The organism is Bradyrhizobium sp. SPXBL-02 (genome assembly GCF_051853065.1).
In the GTDB taxonomy this organism is placed as follows: Bacteria; Pseudomonadota; Alphaproteobacteria; order Rhizobiales; family Xanthobacteraceae; genus Bradyrhizobium.
This window is the reverse complement of the sequence record NZ_CP182474.1, coordinates 1,514,267-1,530,830: the sequence shown is the minus strand read 5'-3', so window position 1 is coordinate 1,530,830 and position 16,564 is coordinate 1,514,267. Positions and strand designations below refer to the sequence as shown.

The following is a 16,564-nucleotide window of genomic DNA, read 5'->3' as shown; positions in this document are numbered from 1 at the left end:
GCCGGCCGGAAACATTAATCTGGCCTATCTTTCTGTTTTTCTGGGCACAATTGACCTCATGACCGCGCCAATCGCCATCATCATGGGAAGCCAGTCGGACTGGGACACGATGCGGCACGCCGCCGACACGCTTGACGCGCTCGGCATTGCTGCCGACAGCCGCATCGTCTCGGCCCACCGCACACCCGACCGGTTGTTCGCCTTCGCCAAGGGCGCCAAGGCCGCGGGTTACAAAGTCATCATCGCCGGGGCCGGTGGCGCGGCACATCTGCCCGGCATGGCGGCAGCGCTGACGGAACTCCCGGTGTTCGGCGTTCCCGTCGAATCCAGGACGCTCAAGGGCGTCGATTCGCTCTATTCGATCGTCCAGATGCCCGCGGGCATCCCGGTCGGCACCCTCGCCATCGGCAAGGCCGGCGCGATCAATGCCGCGCTGCTGGCGGCCGCCGTGCTGGCGTTGTCGGACCCGGCCCTGTCGGATCGCCTCGCCGCCTGGCGCAAGGCGCAGACGGAGGCGGTCGCCGAGCGCCCGGAGGACCAGGCGTGACGGACACCAGGCACGTGAAGCTGAAGCCCGGAGACACCATCGGAATCCTCGGCGGCGGACAATTGGGCCGGATGCTGGCCATGGCCGCGGCGCGGCTCGGCCTGCGCTGCCAGGTGTTCTCGCCCGATCCGGATTCGCCGGCCTTCGACGTCGTGCTGAACGCGACCTGCGCCGAATATGCCGACGTCGAGGCGCTCGAATTGTTCGCGCACGATGTCGACGTCATCACCTATGAATTCGAGAACGTGCCGGCGGCAGCCGCGCTGGTGCTGGACGCGCGCCGCCCGGTGCTGCCCAACCGCAAGATCCTCGAGACCACCCAGGACCGGCTCGCCGAAAAGGATTTCGTGACGAAGCTCGGCATCGGCACTGCCGCCTATGCCGACGTCACCTCCGTCTCCTCGCTGCGCGAGGCGATCGCCAGGATCGGCCTTCCGGCGGTGCTGAAAACCCGCCGCTTCGGCTATGACGGCAAGGGCCAGGCCATCATCCGCGAGGGCGACGACATCGCGAAAGTGTGGACCAGCCTCGCCACCAAATCGGCGATCCTGGAGGCCTTCGTGCCCTACGAGCGCGAGATCTCCGTGATCGCCGCGCGCTCCGCCACCGGCGAGGTCGAGTGCTTCGACGTCACCGAGAACGAGCACCGCGACCACATCCTGAAGATATCGCGTGCACCCGCGCCGATCCCGGATGCGCTCGCCGAGGAGGCGCGCAGCATCGCCGGCAAGATCGCAACCGCGCTCGACTATGTCGGCGTGCTCGCGGTCGAGATGTTCGTGCTCGCCAACGGCACCGGGCCGAAGGTGCTGGTCAACGAGATCGCGCCGCGCGTGCACAATTCCGGACACTGGACGCTCGACGGCGCCTCCATCTCGCAGTTCGAGCAGCACATCCGCGCCATCGCCGGCTGGCCGCTCGGCAAGCCGGTGCGCCACGGCGACGTCGTCACCATGACCAACCTGATCGGGGACGAGATCAAGGACTACGAAAAGTGGCTGAGCGTGCCGGGCGCGACCGTGCACATCTACGGCAAGGGCACGCCGCGCCCCGGCCGCAAGATGGGCCACGTCACCGAAATCAGGCCGCCCCGGGACGAGTGACGGGATCGCAGCAAAGGCTGCAATCCCGCCGGGTGCTTTTCGATTACGCCGTCTTCACGCCCGCAACGACGCCGGTGGGCTCCTCGCTGAGCCAGCGATAGATCACCCCGCCGAGCGCGCCGCCGATCAGCGGCGCGATCCAGAACAGCCAGAGCTGCGACAGCGCCCAGCCTCCGACGAACAGCGCCGGGCCGGTGCTGCGCGCCGGGTTCACCGAGGTGTTGGTGACGGGAATGCTGACGAGATGGATCATCACCAGCGCGAGCCCGATCGCCAGCGGTGCGAAACCCGCCGGCGCGCGGCCATGGGTGGCCCCCATGATGATGAACAGGAACATCATGGTCATCACCACCTCGGTGAGGAAGCACACGATCATGCTGTACTGGCCGGGCGAATGCGCGTCATAGCCGTTGGAGGCAAAGCCCTTGCCGACGTCGAAGCCGGGCGCCCCGCTGGCAATGACATAGAGCAGCCAGGCGGCAATGATCGCCCCCGCCACCTGGGCGACGATGTAAGGCAGGACCCGCCCCGCCGGAAAACGGCCACCGGCGGTAAGACCGACCGTGACGGCCGGGTTGAGATGGCAGCCGGAGATGTGGCCGATCGCATAGGCCATGGTGACGACGCTCAATCCGAAGGCCAGGGACACGCCGACCAGCCCGATTCCCACCTGCGGGAAGCCGGCCGCAATCACCGCGCTTCCGCAGCCCGCGAATGTGAGCCAGAAGGTGCCGATGGCTTCGGCAGCATATTTTTTGATGTCCATTGTGGTCCCCTCATTGCAAGATTCCGGAACAAAGCTCCGGCGCGGCCCCGTCCTCGGCGCCAAACCGCCCAAATCGGGGCCGCATGGAGGTATTTTCGCCGCATTTAATGGCCGAACTTGGCCCGAAAATCCGCTTGGCCGGTGGACATCTGCTGTTTTGTCTGATACATCCGCGCGCTCAAGGTTAAGGGCTTGCGCGTTTCGCCATCCCCTTTGACTTACCAGAATTCAAATCCGATCCACTTGAAGAGGATGCCGCGTGCAGGTTCTCGTTCGCGATAACAATGTTGATCAAGCCCTCAAGGCGCTGAAGAAGAAGATGCAGCGCGAGGGAATTTTCCGCGAGATGAAGCTCCGCGGTCATTACGAGAAGCCCTCCGAGAAGAAGGCCCGCGAAAAGGCCGAAGCCGTGCGCCGTGCGCGCAAGCTCGCCCGCAAGAAGCTGCAGCGCGAAGGCCTGCTGCCGATGAAGCCGAAGCCGGTGTTCGGCGCCGGCCCGGGCGGCGATCGCGGCGGTCGTGGCGGCCCCGGTGCAGGTCCGCGCGGACCGCGCTGATCCGATTCAGCAAGACTTCAGTTTTCGATGACGCGGGCCCCAGGCCCGCGTTATTGTTTTGAGGACTTGTCGGATCAAGCTCTAGCGCGAGCGAACCGTAGATGGCCTCCCCTTTCCCTCAGCGCGGCTTTGCGCGACGGCGTCGGATCTGGCAGCCGCCGCTCGCGGTGGCGTTGACGGGAATCGCGCTGTGCGGCTGCTCGTTCGATCTGGGATCGCTGATGCCGGAGAAGGACAAGCCGCAGGAAGCGCCCAAGGCCGCCACGCCGGCCGAGAGCGCGGTAAGCGCCGGCAACGTCACCGAAGCCCAGGCCCATACCGCGAAGGCCCAGTCCCTGGCGAAGTCAGGCGAGACCGCGGCAGCGCTCGACGAGTTCAACCGCGCGGTCGGCCTCGATCCCTATAATGCGCAGGCGCTCTATGGCCGCGCCCTGATCTACCAGAGCAACAACCAGCACGACTTCGCGATCGCCGATTTCAGCGCCGCCAGCGGCCTCAACCCGCAAAAGGCCGAGCCGCTGCTCGGCCGCGCCATCAGCTATCTCGCGCTCGGCAAGGTCAAGGAGGCCGCAGCCGATCTCGATGAAGCCTCCGAGGCGGATCCGCACAATGCCCAGGTCTGGACCGCGCGCGGTCAGGCCTATGAGCGGCTGGGCGACAAGGCAAAAGCGGCGGCGTCCTACACCAGGGCGGTCGCGCTTCGTCCACGCGACGAACCCGCCCGCAGCGGTCTCGCCCGCGTCGGCGGCTGACCGTTTGGTGTAGCCTGAGCGTAGTTCTAGTCGGGCGTAGCGCTCTTGGGCAGAACGGCGTTGAACATCGACTTCATGCCCGACAGCATCTCGTCGGCGACATTGGTCTTCTTCGGCCGCGGCATGGAGGCGCCCGCATCGGCACGCAGGTCGAGCGGGGGCGCGATCACCGGCACGGGAATGTCGGCCGGCGGCGTCACCCGATTCGGATCGTCGTTGCCGACCGAGGCCGTGTAGGGCGGATTGGAGCCCGCATTGCCATAGGCCTCGGGCGAAGGCGTCGAGACATTGATCGGCGGCGGCAGCGGACGGACCGGGGACGGCTCCACATTCACGACCCGCGGGGCCTCCGGCGTGCGGGCAGCGTCCCGCACCGCAGGCTCGGCCGGCTTGGTCTCCGAAGCGCGAGCCTCGGCAGGCCTGGTTTCCGACGATTTGGCCTCGGCAGCCTTGCCCTCGGGCGATTTGCGCAGGCGCTCGATCGCAGCACGTGCCAGATCGTTGGCGTCGGGAGCCGGGGAAGCCGCCGCCGGGGCTGAATTGGCCTCGACCACCGGAGCAGAGGCAGCCGGTGCGGATTTCGCCGCGGCCTTGTCGCGGGTAGAGGGTCGGCCGCGCGGGGCGGCGTCAGCGGGAGCCACGTCTGCGGCCTTGGTCTCGGCGGCCGGCGGCCGATCGGCCGGCTTCTCGGCTGCCGCCTTGTCCGTCACGCTCTTCTCGGGAATGCCCTTGGCCTTGACGCCAGGCGCGGGAAGGTTGGCGCTATCGGTCGGCTTGCCGTCGGCGCCGGTCTGGGCAGGCGCGGTCACGGCGGCTGGGGTGTCGGCGGCCGGCTTGGCGTTGATGTAATGATTGACGATGTAGGCCCCGATGATCGTCGCGAGCACCGAGGGGAAGATATCCATCGAAATTTTTGCGAGGTATTTCAGCATTCCGACCACTCCCCGCGCGACCTGATGCGGGAACTTTAGGGCATTGTGAGGGATCAACTGCGACGGATCGATGGCAAAGGGTGGCGCGCCCCTAGCGTTTCAGCTCAATTTCAAGGAACACGATCTCAGTTGAGGTTTCGTTAAGTACGTCATGCTGGACGCCGGCCTTGCGGAAATAGGATTTACCGGCGGAAAGCTGCGCCTTGGACCGTTCGCCATTGGGCGCCACGATGGTCATCTCGCCGGCGGCGACCGGAACGATCACATAGTCCATCCCATGGGTGTGATGGCCGGTGGCGCTGCCGGGGGCAAGCCGCCATTCGGTCACCCGGACCTCTTCGTTGTCGATCTGGACGTCGGACTTGGCGGCAAGCACCGGGAGCTCCTTCTACGGCACGAAAACCATGAACACGTAGACGGCAAATACCACCATATGCACCAGGCCGAACAGGACATTGGTTCTGCCCGTGCCGAAGGTCAGCATGCTCAGGAAGAAGGTCAGCAGCAAAAGGACGCTGCCCTGGGCGCTGAGGCCGAGCTCGAGCTCCTTGTCGAGCGCATAGGTCGCGACGCCGACGGCAGGAATGGTCAGGCCGATGGTCGCCAGCGAAGAACCGAGGGCGAGATTGATGCTCTTCTGGAGGTCGTTCCTGCGCGCCGCCGCGACGGCCGCAACGCCCTCGGGCATCAGGATCAGCAGCGCGACCAGAAGGCCGGCGAAGGCCGGTGGCGCGCCGATCCTGGCGCCCACGGCATCGACCACCAGCGAGAATTTCTTGGCGAGCAGCACGACCGCCAGAAGCGAGACCAGGAGCAGCACCACGGTGAGCGCGAGTGCCCCTGCAGACACGTGCGCCGCCCCGCCCTCGCCGTCGGCACGTTCGTGCACGAAGTAATCCTTGTGCAGGACGGTCTGGGTGTAGAGAAACACCGCATAGAGCGCCAGCGTGACCACGTCGACGAAGCCGAGCTGGACCGCGGAATAGACCGGCCCCGGCGTGGTGGTGGTGTAGTTCGGCATGATCAGCGTGATGGTCGCGAGCGCGAACAGGACGCTGAGGTAGACGTTGGCGCCGGAGAGCTGAAAGCCCTGCTCGCGATAGCGCAGGCCGCCGATGAAGATGCAGAGCCCGACCAGGCCGTTGCAGACGATCATGACCACGGCGAACACGGTGTCGCGGGCCAGTGCCGGGGCAGGCTTGTCGCCCAGCATGATCGTGGTGATCAACGCGACCTCGATGATGGTCACCGAGAGCGTCAGCACCAGCGTGCCATAGGGTTCGCCGACCCGCTCCGCGATCACCTCGGCATGATGAACCGCAGCGAACACCGTGCCGAACAGGATGACCAGGAGGACGATTGCGAAGAGCAGTCCGCCAAACGACAGCGTGAACACGTAACCCGTCGCGCTGACGGCCGCGAACAACAGCACGGCCAGCGCCGGAAAGACCCAGGCCGACCGGGGCATCGGATCATGCGCGCTCATCCACCGGCTCCAATCTCAGCATGATCCGGAAAAGTGTGTTGCGGTTTTCCGATATGATCATGCGCAATCGAAAAACCGAGGTGCGATGAAATTCATCGCAGCTCGGCCGAGCAGTAGCAAATCGGCCGGCAGATTCAATGCCAGTGCAGGATCGGCGCGACCGGCAGGAACGTCAGCAACAGGAACAGCGGGATCAGCACGGCGCCCGCGCGCAGGAGATAACCGAAGAAGCTCGGCATCTCGATGCCGTTCTCGCGGGCGATGCTGCTCACCATGAAGTTCGGCGCGTTGCCGATATAGGTGAGCGCTCCCATGTAGACGGCTCCCATCGAGATCGAGGCGAGCGTGCCCGAGAGCTCATGCATCAGCACCTGCGGGGCGCCGCCGGCGAGCTCGAAGAACAACAGATAAGTCGGCGCATTGTCGAGGAATGCCGACATCAGTCCGGTGAACCAGAAATAGGCGACCTCGCGCGGGGTGCCGTCCGGCGCCGTCACGGCCGACAGCAGCCAGGCGAACGCGCCGTGATGGCCGGCATTGAGCATGGCAATGACCGGGATGATGGCGACGAAGATGCCCGCGAACAGCTTTGCGACCTCGCGGATCGGCTCCCAGGTGAAGCCGTTGGCCTGCCTGTGCTCGTCGGGCGTCAGCCATACCGACAGCGCCGCGATGGCCAGCAGCACCAGATTGCGAACGAGGTCCTCCAGGTCCAGCCTGGTGCCGAGAACATCGAACGCGATGCCGGGCCTCCACATCGCGGAGGCGAGCAGGCTGGCGACGATGGCTGCGATCAGCACCAGATTGACGAGGCCGCGGATGCGCAACGGCTCGCCACGGCTTGTGTCAGTCGGAGGCGGCTCGCTGCGAAAGCGCCAGACGTCGATGACGGCGAAGATCGCGAGCAACAGACCGGCAACCAGCGCGGTCTGCAACCAGATGGTCCGCGTGGTCCAGAAGAAGTCGACACCGTGGAGGAAGCCGACGAAGAGCGGGGGATCGCCGAGCGGGCTCAGCGCGCCGCCGACATTGGCCACCAGGATGATGAAGAAGATGACGACATGGGCGTTGTGGCGCCGCAGCCGATTGGCGCGGATCAAGGGGCGGATCAGGATCATCGCGGCACCCGTGGTGCCGACGATGCTCGCCCCCAACGTGCCGAGCGCGAGGATGCCGACATTCGCCGCCGGCGTGCCCTTGATGTCGCCCGTGATGAGAATGCCGCCGGCAACGACATAGAGCGCGAACAGCAGCACGATGAAGCCGAGATATTCGGCGAGGATGGCATGGACCAGCGCCGCCAGCATCGCCATGCCGCCGGCGAAGACGACGAGCGCGGCGAGCGCCAGCAGCGACCAGGCAGCTGTGATCTTGCCGTAATGGTGATGCCAGATCTTCGGCAACAGCAGCGGCCCCAGTGCGATCGACAGCAACAAGCCGGCAAAGGGCAGCGCATGGGGCCAGCGCATCGCCGCGCCGTCGAGCCCGGTCGCGGCAAGCGCATTCTGCGGCAGAAACGTCAAGCAGGAGACGGCGAGCGCGGGAACGTAACGTTGAGCCAAGCCGTCAGTCGCCAATGAAGCCTCTCGCCGTTTCGATCGCGCCATATTGATCGAGATTGTCGTGCCCGCCGCCCTCCATGCGAACGAACCGCTTGGGCTCGCGGGCGAGTGCGAACAGACGCTCTCCGAAGACGATCGAAATGACAAGGTCATTGGTGCCATGCATCACCAGGAGCGGCACCGTGACGCGCGAGATGCGCTCGTCGGAGGGAAACGGGTCGCGCATCAGCAGGCGCACCGGCACGAACCGGAACGACGAAGCTGCAATGTCGGCCGTCGACGTATAGGGGGCTTCCAGGATGAGCTTTCCAATGCGCTGCTCCGAGGCGAGCGCGACCGCCACGCCGGTCCCGAGCGAAAAGCCCCAGGCGACGATTCGTTCCGCCGCGTAGCGCGCGGTCGTGAAGGCGTAGGCGGCCGCGGCATCGCGCAACAGGCCCTCCTCGCTGGGCGCGCCGCTGGAGCCGGCATAGCCGCGATAGGACAGCGCGACGAGGCCGGTACCGTCTGCGGTCATCGCCTTGAAGCGGCCGACAGGACCGGCGAGAAAATCACCATTGCCTGGAAAATACAGGATCACGGGACGACCGGGTTTCGCCGGCACGTGCCAGACGATGACCTTCTCGCCGTCCGAGGTAGTCAGGACATGCTCTTCCGCCTCGGGAAGGCCCGCAGCATCGGGTGCGGTGCGACCGACGGGCGGGATCGGAAACAGCATCTCGCGCTGGCGGAGATACAGCACGACGAGACCGGCAAGATAGACGGCCACGAGCAGGATGACGGTCCATTTGACGATGGTGATCATTGCGCGGCCGGCCCCGATCCAGACTAGGGCTTGCGACGGCTCCGCAGCAATTTCATGACGTCGGGCCGGAGACTCGCCGGAACGTCGCGGCAGCCGCACGCCGCCTTGTGGGCAGCGTGCCAGGCGATGCGCTGCTCGCGCGTCGCCTTGGGCGGCATGCGATGGGACCGGTGCCATTCCTTGTTGATGGCCACGGTCCCTCCCTCGCTACATCGCCTTGACGATGTTCTCGGTGACCTTCTTGGCGTCGCCGAGGAGCATCATGGTGTTGTCCCGGTAGAACAGCGGATTATCGATGCCCGCGTAACCCGAGGCCAGCGAGCGCTTGATGAACATCACCGTGCCGGCCTTCCAGACCTGGAGCACCGGCATGCCGTAGATCGGCGAGGACTTGTCCTCTTCGGCCGCCGGGTTGGTGACGTCGTTGGCGCCGATCACGAAGGCGATGTCGGCCTGCGCGAATTCGGAGTTGATGTCCTCGAGCTCGAACACCTCGTCATAGGGCACGTTGGCCTCGGCGAGCAACACGTTCATGTGGCCGGGCATGCGGCCCGCGACCGGGTGAATGGCGTATTTCACCTCGACGCCTTCCTTCTTCAGGATGTCGGCCATCTCGCGCAGCGCGTGCTGCGCCTGCGCCACCGCCATGCCGTAGCCGGGCACGATGATGACCTTGGAGGCGTTCTTCATGATGAAGGCGGCATCGTCGGCCGAGCCGAGCTTTGCCGGCTTCTGCTCGCCCGTGCCGCCGCCGGCCGCAGCGGTCTCGCCGCCGAAGCCGCCGAGGATGACCGAGATGAAGGACCGGTTCATCGCGTGGCACATGATGTAGGACAGGATCGCGCCCGAGGAGCCGACCAGCGCGCCGGTAATGATCAGCGCGGAATTGCCGAGCGTGAAGCCGATGCCGGCCGCGGCCCACCCCGAATAGGAGTTCAGCATCGAGATCACGACCGGCATGTCGGCGCCCCCGATCGGGATGATCATGAGCACGCCGAGCAGAAGCGCCAGGATGACGTTCAGCCAGAAGAACACGGGGCTGCCGGTGACGACGAGACCGACGATGCAGGCGACCAGCGCCACCGCGAGCGCGATGTTGATCACGTGGCGGGCCGGCAGGATGATCGGAGCGCCGCTCATCCGTGCCGAAAGCTTGAGGAAGGCGATCACCGAGCCGGTGAAGGTCAAAGCGCCGATGGCGACACCGAGCGACATTTCGACCAGGCTCTGGGTGTGAATATTGCCCGGCGTGCCGATGTCGAACGCCTCGGGCGCATAGAACGCGCCGGCGGCGACCAGCACCGCGGCCATGCCGACCAGCGAGTGGAAGGCCGCGACGAGCTCCGGCATCGACGTCATGGGCACGCGCCGCGCGATCACCGCGCCGATCGCGGCGCCAATCGCGATGCCGACGATCACCAGCACCCACGCGAGACCGTCAGCCGGCGGATGGTTGGCAAGCGTGGTGGCGACCGCGATCGCCATGCCGATCATGCCGAACAGATTGCCCTGGCGCGACGAAGCCGGGCTGGATAGCCCACGCAGCGACAGGATGAACAGCACTCCCGCCACGAGATACAGAAATGCAGAGAGGTTGGCGCTCATCTCAGGTCCCCATAGATCCCATCAGCCCGAGGTGGCCGCTCACTTCGACTTCTTCTTGTACATCGCCAGCATGCGCTGGGTGACAAGGAAGCCGCCGAAGATGTTGATGCAGGCAAAGATCAGCGCGACGAAGCCGAAGGCTCGCGCCCAGCCGGAGCCGCTCGAAACATTGGCGACGCCGCCGGCAAGCAGCGCACCGACCACGATCACCGAGGAGATCGCGTTGGTCACGCTCATCAGCGGCGTGTGCAGCGCGGGTGTCACCGACCACACCACGAAATAGCCGACGAAGACGGCGAGGACGAAGATCGACAGCCGGAAGATGAAGGGGTCGACGACCTGTGCAGCGTGCTCCATAACGGGTCTCCTTAAGCCTTCGGCTGGAAGTTCGGGTGGATCACGGCGCCGTCCTTGGTGAGCGCGGTGGCCTTGACGAGCTCGTCGTCCCAGTTCACGGCGAGCTTCTTCTCGTTCTTGTCGACCATGGTCTCGATGAAGGAGAACAGATTGCGGGCATAGAGGCTGGAGGCCGAGGCTGCGACGCGGCCGGCGACGTTGGTGTAGCCCACGATCTTGATGCCATCGAGGTCGACGACCTCGCCGGCCTTGGCGCCCTCGACATTGCCGCCGCGCTCGACGGCGAGATCGACCAGCACCGAGCCGGGCTTCATCGATCTCACCATGTCGGCACTGACGAGCTTCGGCGCCGGCCGGCCCGGAATCAGCGCGGTGGTGATGACGATGTCCTGCTTCTTGATGTGCTCGGCAGTGAGCGCGGCCTGCTTGGCCTGGTACTCTTTGGACATTTCCTTGGCGTAGCCGCCGGCGGTCTGTGCGTTCTTGAACTCCTCGTCCTCGACGGCGAGGAACTTTGCGCCGAGCGACTCGACCTGTTCCTTGGTTGCGGGTCGGACGTCGGTCGCGGTCACCACGGCGCCGAGACGGCGGGCGGTCGCGATCGCCTGGAGGCCGGCGACGCCGACGCCCATCACGAACACCTTTGCGGCGGGCACGGTGCCGGCCGCGGTCATCATCATCGGAAAGGCGCGGCCGAAGGCCTCGGCGCCCTCGATCACGGCACGGTAGCCGGCGAGGTTGGCCTGCGAGGACAGCACGTCCATCACCTGCGCGCGGGTGATGCGCGGCATCAATTCCATCGCGAAGGCCGCGACGCCCGCATCCGCGATCGTCTTCAGCGCGGCCTCGTTGCCGTAAGGGTCCATGATGGCGATGACGAGGGCGCCGCGCTTGTACTGCGCAAGCTCGGAGGCCTCGGGACGCTTCACCTTGATGATGATGTCGGCGTCCTTGAGCGCGTCTGTGCTGACGATGGCGCCCACGGCGGTGAATTCGGAATCCGGAAGGCCCGACTTGATGCCGGCACCCGGCTCGACGGCGATCTCGGCGCCGAGCGCCTTGAATTTTTTCACCGTATCAGGCGAAGCGGCGACGCGCGGCTCCGACGGATCGATTTCCTTGGCAACGGCGATCTTCATAGGCCCTCCGGCGACGCGGGACAAAGCGCGCACGCGAACTTAGCGTTACTCCCGCAACGTTGGATACCGGTTTTAGAACCGGCTTGAATGCAAATTTTATGGGCACCGACAGCGCTGGCGGTGCGGCAACGGACGGATCAGGTGAGGAAGATCGCCATCAGGATCACGATGAGCGCGACCGAGGCCGTGCCGTATTTCACCAGTTTGATGAAACCCTCATAGGTCTGCTCGTGGGCAACGTAGTCGTTGCCGTCGGCAGTGGTGTACGCCACTTCGCTATGATCAGCCATGGATTGTCCCCAGTCGAACGTCGAATTCTCGGGCTGGGATACCTGAAAGATTTAGACAGGGCAACGGCACCGAAGCGGGGTTTTCCCGCAAATCGGGTCATTTGGAATTCCAATTGTCGCGAATCCAGCGCGTCAGGCTCTGCTCGCTGACTTCGCCGGCGGCGAGCGAGAGGATGATCGTCGTCGCCTCCGCAGGATCGGGACTGAAGGCCACGCCGTTCTTATGAAGGAAGACCATCATCACCATGAAGGCGATGCGCTTGTTTCCGTCGACGAATGCATGGTTCTTCGCGAGGCCGAATGCATAGGCTGCAGCGAGTTCGTCCATCGGCGCCCGTTCATAGCGCCGTTTATTGAGCGGGCGCTCCAGCGCGGAGCGCAGCATGCCCTCGTCGCGCAATCCCGGCGCACCACCGAAGTGCCGGAGTTGGCGGCCGTGAATTGCGACAGCCTGCTCGTAGGTCACCCAGAGCGGCTCCTGAGGATCGCTCATGCGCGTCGCCGACTTATTTTGCGAGAGCGGCGAGCGTGTCGCGATACTTGTCCATCACCTCGTCGGCGATTTCCATCGTCCGCTCGAAGTCGGGATCGTAGGGCAGCAATTGAAAACCACCGCCAGGCAATTCCACGACATGCAATTGCTGCCCCCGCTTGAGATCGAGGCGCTGCATGAGCTCGCGGGGCAGTAGCAATCCGTCCGAATTGCCAATCTTCTTGATCTCGATTTTCATGACATGGGCTCCAGCACGTTATACATATGTATAACATCGCCGAAGCCCTAGTTCAACAGATGTTTTACGCGCGCCCATCGCCAAAAGCGCCGCGCGCCTCAGCCCATCGCCTCGAGTTCGTCGATCATCCCCGCGATGACGCTGAGCCCGCGGTCCCAGAACTTCGGGTCCTTCGCATCGAGCCCGAACGGGCGCAGCAGCTCGGAATAGTGCTTGGTGCCGCCGGCGGCGAGCATGTCGAGATAGCGCTCGGCAAAACCCTCGGCCGCGTTCTCATAGACCGCATAGAGCGAGTTCACGAGACAGTCGCCGAATGCGTAGGCGTAGACGTAGAACGGCGAGTGGATGAAGTGCGGGATGTACATCCAGTAGTTCTCGTAGCCCGCCTTGATCTCGATCGCCGGCCCGAGGCTCTCGCCCTGCACCGACAGCCAGATCTCGCCGAGCCGCGTCGCGGTGAGCTCGCCGTTCTTGCGCTCGGTGTGGACCGCGCGCTCGAAGGAATAGAACGCGATCTGCCGAACCACGGTGTTGATCATGTCCTCGACCTTGCCGGCGAGCAGCGCCTGGCGCTGCTTTGCGTTCTTGGTCTGGGCCAGCAGTCGCTTGAAGGTGAGCATTTCGCCAAACACGCTCGCGGTCTCCGCCAGCGTCAGCGGCGTCGGCGCCATCAGCGCACCGTTCTTTGCCGCGAGCACCTGATGGACGCCATGGCCGAGCTCATGCGCGAGGGTCATCACGTCGCGCGGCTTGCCCTGGTAGTTCATCAGCACGTAAGGATGAGCCGATGGCGTGGTCGGATGCGAGAACGCCCCCGGCACCTTGCCCGGCCGCACCGGCGCGTCGATCCAGCGGTCGGTGAAGAAGCGCTCGGCGATATCGGCCATTTTGGGCGAGAAGCCGCGATAGGCCGTCAGCACCATGCTGCGCGCCTCCGGCCAGGCGATGACGTCAGTCGCCGCAAAAGGCAGCGGCGCGTTGCGGTCCCAATAGGCCAGCCGCTTCTTGCCGAACCATTTCGCCTTCAATGCGTAATAGCGATGCGACAGCTTCGGATAGGCTGCGCGCACCGAGGCGACCAGCGCGTCGACGACCTCGCGCTCGACGCGGTTGTTCAGATGGCGGGAATCGGCAACGTCCTTGAAGCCGCGCCAGCGGTCGGAGATGTCCTTGTCCTTGGCGAGCGTGTTGGTGATCAGCGCAAAGGTGCGCTCATTGGCCTTGAAGGTCTTCGCCAGCGCCTCCGCCGCGCTCTTGCGCTTGGAGCCGTCGCGGTCCTGCAACAGGTTGAGAGTCGGCTCGATCGCGAGCTCCTTGGTGCCGAGCTTGAAGCGCAGGCTGGAGATGGTCTGGTCGAACAGCCGGTTGAAGGCCGAATAGCCGGTTTGCGCCTTCTCCAGGAAAAGCTGCTCGAGCTTGTCGTCGAGCTGGTACGGCTTCTCCTTGCGCAGATCCTCGATCCAGGGACGGTAGTGCGCGAGCTCGGCGGCCTGCATCGCGCGATTCAAAATATCGTCATCGATCCGGTTGAGCTCGAGCGCGAAGAACAACAGATGCGTGGACGCCGCCGTCAGCCGTTCGGACACATCGCCGTAAAACTTTGAAATCGCAGGGTCCACGCTGTCGCCGGCATGGACGAGGCCGGCATAGGAGCCGAGACGGCCGGCGAGATCGTCGATCGCCTCATAGCGTCGCACCGCTTCGGCGAGCCATTTTCCGCCATCTTCGTTTGCTGTCCCTGTCGCCAGCTTGCCCTTGTAGTCCGTCTCGAAGGCGACGCAGTCGGCATCCATCTTTTCGAGATCGCGCGCCACTTCCGGCGCGTCGATCCCGGAGTAGAGGTCGGCCAGGTTCCACTCGGGAAGCTTGCCGGTCTTGCTCGCAGCTTTGGAGGGTCTTGCCTTGGCGACGGATTGTTTGGCGCTTGGCTTACGGAGAGCGGGCTTGCTGGAAGCGGACTTCTTCAGAGCGGTCTTCTTAAGAGCGGGCTTGTTCGAGGCAGACTTGGAGCGCGAATTCATTGTGTGGGAAACCTGTGTTCAACAATCGCGGCGGCGGGCGGGGGCATCAAGGATTAAGCGTGCGTTAATCGGCTTCGGCCAGAGTGCCCCGATTCGAGACAGATAGTAGTAGCGTGCGGGGAACACCATGGCTGCCAGTATTTTGATCGCCGACGACGACGCTGTAGCCCGCCGGCTGGTCGAGAACATGGTGCAGAAATGCGGCTATGAGACGGTCGTCGTGGACTCCGGCGACGCCGCAATCGCCGCCCTCACCGCTCCCGACGGACCGGCCATCGACGCCGTCATCCTCGATCTCGTGATGCCCGGCCTCGACGGCATGGGCGTATTGGCCAAGATCCGCGAAGCCGGCCTGAGCGTCCCCGTCATCGTGCAGACCGCCCATGGCGGCATCGACAACGTGATCTCCGCGATGCGCGCGGGCGCGGCCGATTTCGTCGTCAAGCCGGTCGGCGTCGAGCGGCTCCAGGTCTCGCTGCGCAACGCGCTCAACACGTCCGCGCTCAAGGGCGAATTGCAGCGCATCCGTCACAGCCGCGAAGGACGGCTCACCTTCTCCGACATCATCACCCGCTCCGAAGCGATGGCGGGCGTGATGCGTGCCGCCCAGAAGGCGGCAAACTCCGCGATCCCCGTGCTGATCGAGGGCGAGTCCGGCGTCGGCAAGGAGATGTTCGCGCGCGCCATCCATGGCAGCGGCGAGCGCAAGGCCAAGCCGTTCGTCGCGGTCAATTGCGGCGCGATTCCAGACAACCTCGTCGAGTCCATCCTGTTCGGGCATGAGAAGGGCGCCTTCACCGGCGCCACCGAGCGGCACACCGGCAAGTTCGTCGAGGCTCATGGCGGCACGCTGTTTCTGGACGAGGTCAGCGAGCTGCCGCTGACGGCGCAAGTGAAGCTGCTGCGCGCGCTCCAGGAAGGCGCCGTGGAATCGGTCGGCGGCCGCAAGCCGCTCAAGGTCGACGTCCGCATCATCTCGGCCACCAATCGCAAGCTGCTGGAGCGGGTCAAGCAGGGACATTTCCGCGAAGACCTGTTCTATCGGCTGCACGTGTTGCCGCTAACGATCCCCTCGCTGCGCGCGCGGCGCGAGGATATCCCGCATCTGCTCAGGCATTTCATCGCGCGCTTCGCCGCAGAGGAGAACCGCCCGATCACCGGGATCAGCGGCGAGGCGGTGGCCCACCTTGCCCAGCTCGACTGGCCCGGCAACATCCGCCAGCTCGAGAACGCGGTCTACCGCGCCGTGGTGATGAGCGACGGAGACCAGCTCGGTCTCGGCGACTTCCCGCTGCTCGCCTCGCAGCCACATCCCGCCACGGAAATTCCGACCGCCCCGCTGATGCTCGAGCCAGCGGCGACGCCCTCCCTGGTGTCGGGTAACGAAATACCAATCGCTCCGCTCCCCCTGGTGGGAACGCTCTCCATGCTCACTGCGACCGGGGATGTCCGCCCGCTGGAAGACATGGAGAACGAGATCATCCGTTTCGCGATCTCGCACTATCGCGGCCAGATGTCCGAAGTGGCTCGCCGCCTCAAGATCGGCCGCTCGACGCTCTACCGCAAACTCGACGAGGCCGGGGTTCCCGGGCATGGCGGCAAAAGCGGTGAAGAGACGCACTGAGCCCAGCGTGAATGGGGGTTCGCGCCGCGGTGCGAGACCGCTCTAAGCCGTTCGCGTGCCGACGGAATTCGTCTGCGATTTGAACCGTGACTTGGAAGTGACAGACAGAGGGAAAAGCGCGTGGCAGAAGCGTACAATCCGTTGCCAAGAGGCTCCCTTGAAGTCAGTTTGTCGTGAGTCGTCCCGGGTAGCGCTGGCTGCAAAATCGGGGCCTGTATATCGTCTGCGTCAGAATCGTTGCGTGCAGGCGTGCAACTTTCGAGAGGCCGGCGCGGTTTTAGCCGTAAC

General features: G+C 64.9%; 19 protein-coding genes. 5 read left to right on the top strand and 14 right to left on the bottom strand.

Annotation, left to right across the window (positions count from 1 at the left end; all coding sequences use genetic code 11):
* The first annotated feature begins 58 nt into the window (after positions 1-58).
* Together purE and ACNJYD_RS07175 are read left to right on the top strand one after the other, a co-directional pair.
* Complete coding sequence (gene purE, locus ACNJYD_RS07180) at positions 59-547, top strand: 5-(carboxyamino)imidazole ribonucleotide mutase (protein ID WP_172784744.1); 489 nt, start codon at positions 59-61, stop codon at positions 545-547.
* Entirely contained in the window at positions 544-1,650 is a 1,107-nt protein-coding gene (locus ACNJYD_RS07175; RefSeq protein ID WP_439365760.1) for a 5-(carboxyamino)imidazole ribonucleotide synthase, read from the top strand. Before purE ends, ACNJYD_RS07175 begins: the two co-directional genes overlap by 4 nt.
* Before the next feature lie 43 nt (positions 1,651-1,693).
* Here ACNJYD_RS07175 and aqpZ read toward each other — a convergent pair whose 3' ends face one another.
* The gene (gene aqpZ, locus ACNJYD_RS07170) at positions 1,694-2,416 is read right to left on the bottom strand and encodes an aquaporin Z (protein ID WP_439365759.1); all 723 of its coding nucleotides are present in this window, start codon (positions 2,414-2,416) and stop codon (positions 1,694-1,696) included.
* Between the two features lie 259 nt (positions 2,417-2,675).
* Between aqpZ and rpsU the strand changes: the two genes are divergently transcribed.
* Together rpsU and ACNJYD_RS07160 are read left to right on the top strand one after the other, a co-directional pair.
* Positions 2,676-2,972, top strand: coding sequence for a 30S ribosomal protein S21 (gene rpsU, locus ACNJYD_RS07165; RefSeq protein WP_008546194.1), 297 nt, complete (start codon positions 2,676-2,678; stop codon positions 2,970-2,972).
* 101 nt (positions 2,973-3,073) lie between these two features.
* Complete coding sequence (locus ACNJYD_RS07160) at positions 3,074-3,724, top strand: tetratricopeptide repeat protein (protein WP_439365758.1); 651 nt, start codon at positions 3,074-3,076, stop codon at positions 3,722-3,724.
* A gap of 26 nt (positions 3,725-3,750) precedes the next feature.
* On the opposite strand, the gene ACNJYD_RS07155 is transcribed toward ACNJYD_RS07160, so the two are convergent.
* The 13 genes from ACNJYD_RS07155 to ACNJYD_RS07095 form a co-directional block, all read right to left on the bottom strand.
* Positions 3,751-4,656, bottom strand: a complete 906-nt coding sequence (locus ACNJYD_RS07155; protein WP_439365757.1) for a hypothetical protein — start codon at positions 4,654-4,656, stop codon at positions 3,751-3,753.
* 91 nt (positions 4,657-4,747) lie between these two features.
* A complete protein-coding gene (locus tag ACNJYD_RS07150; protein ID WP_172784749.1) occupies positions 4,748-5,032 on the bottom strand; it encodes a cupin domain-containing protein in 285 nt (94 codons plus the stop codon).
* Between the two features lie 12 nt (positions 5,033-5,044).
* Positions 5,045-6,142 carry a calcium:proton antiporter gene (locus tag ACNJYD_RS07145; protein WP_172784750.1) on the bottom strand — a complete coding sequence of 366 codons (1,098 nt, stop codon included), beginning with the start codon at positions 6,140-6,142 and terminating at the stop codon, positions 5,045-5,047.
* A gap of 134 nt (positions 6,143-6,276) precedes the next feature.
* A complete protein-coding gene (locus tag ACNJYD_RS07140; protein ID WP_439365756.1) occupies positions 6,277-7,749 on the bottom strand; it encodes a sodium:proton antiporter in 1,473 nt (490 codons plus the stop codon).
* Entirely contained in the window at positions 7,709-8,506 is a 798-nt protein-coding gene (locus ACNJYD_RS07135; RefSeq protein WP_260383616.1) for an alpha/beta hydrolase, read from the bottom strand. Before ACNJYD_RS07135 ends, ACNJYD_RS07140 begins: the two co-directional genes overlap by 41 nt.
* A 26-nt stretch (positions 8,507-8,532) precedes the next feature.
* Positions 8,533-8,703 (bottom strand): hypothetical protein, encoded by a 171-nt coding sequence (locus ACNJYD_RS07130; protein WP_271503798.1) that lies wholly within the window; start codon positions 8,701-8,703, stop codon positions 8,533-8,535.
* Between the two features lie 13 nt (positions 8,704-8,716).
* Positions 8,717-10,114: an NAD(P)(+) transhydrogenase (Re/Si-specific) subunit beta gene (locus ACNJYD_RS07125; RefSeq protein ID WP_172784751.1), complete on the bottom strand. Its 1,398-nt coding sequence runs from the start codon at positions 10,112-10,114 to the stop codon at positions 8,717-8,719.
* Between the two features lie 39 nt (positions 10,115-10,153).
* Positions 10,154-10,471, bottom strand: a complete 318-nt coding sequence (locus ACNJYD_RS07120; RefSeq protein WP_014492434.1) for a proton-translocating transhydrogenase family protein — start codon at positions 10,469-10,471, stop codon at positions 10,154-10,156.
* A gap of 11 nt (positions 10,472-10,482) precedes the next feature.
* The gene (locus tag ACNJYD_RS07115) at positions 10,483-11,610 is read right to left on the bottom strand and encodes a Re/Si-specific NAD(P)(+) transhydrogenase subunit alpha (protein WP_439365755.1); all 1,128 of its coding nucleotides are present in this window, start codon (positions 11,608-11,610) and stop codon (positions 10,483-10,485) included.
* A gap of 137 nt (positions 11,611-11,747) precedes the next feature.
* Positions 11,748-11,900, bottom strand: a complete 153-nt coding sequence (locus ACNJYD_RS07110; RefSeq protein WP_008136857.1) for an aa3-type cytochrome c oxidase subunit IV — start codon at positions 11,898-11,900, stop codon at positions 11,748-11,750.
* 97 nt (positions 11,901-11,997) lie between these two features.
* Complete coding sequence (locus ACNJYD_RS07105) at positions 11,998-12,393, bottom strand: type II toxin-antitoxin system death-on-curing family toxin (RefSeq protein ID WP_439365754.1); 396 nt, start codon at positions 12,391-12,393, stop codon at positions 11,998-12,000.
* 13 nt (positions 12,394-12,406) lie between these two features.
* On the bottom strand, positions 12,407-12,631 hold the full coding sequence (locus tag ACNJYD_RS07100; protein ID WP_124162834.1) for an AbrB family transcriptional regulator: 225 nt from the start codon (positions 12,629-12,631) through the stop codon (positions 12,407-12,409).
* A gap of 98 nt (positions 12,632-12,729) precedes the next feature.
* Positions 12,730-14,652, bottom strand: a complete 1,923-nt coding sequence (locus ACNJYD_RS07095) for a M3 family oligoendopeptidase (protein ID WP_439365753.1) — start codon at positions 14,650-14,652, stop codon at positions 12,730-12,732.
* Between the two features lie 127 nt (positions 14,653-14,779).
* Between ACNJYD_RS07095 and ACNJYD_RS07090 the strand changes: the two genes are divergently transcribed.
* A complete protein-coding gene (locus ACNJYD_RS07090; RefSeq protein ID WP_439365752.1) occupies positions 14,780-16,276 on the top strand; it encodes a sigma-54-dependent transcriptional regulator in 1,497 nt (498 codons plus the stop codon).
* The last annotated feature ends 288 nt before the right edge of the window (positions 16,277-16,564 follow it).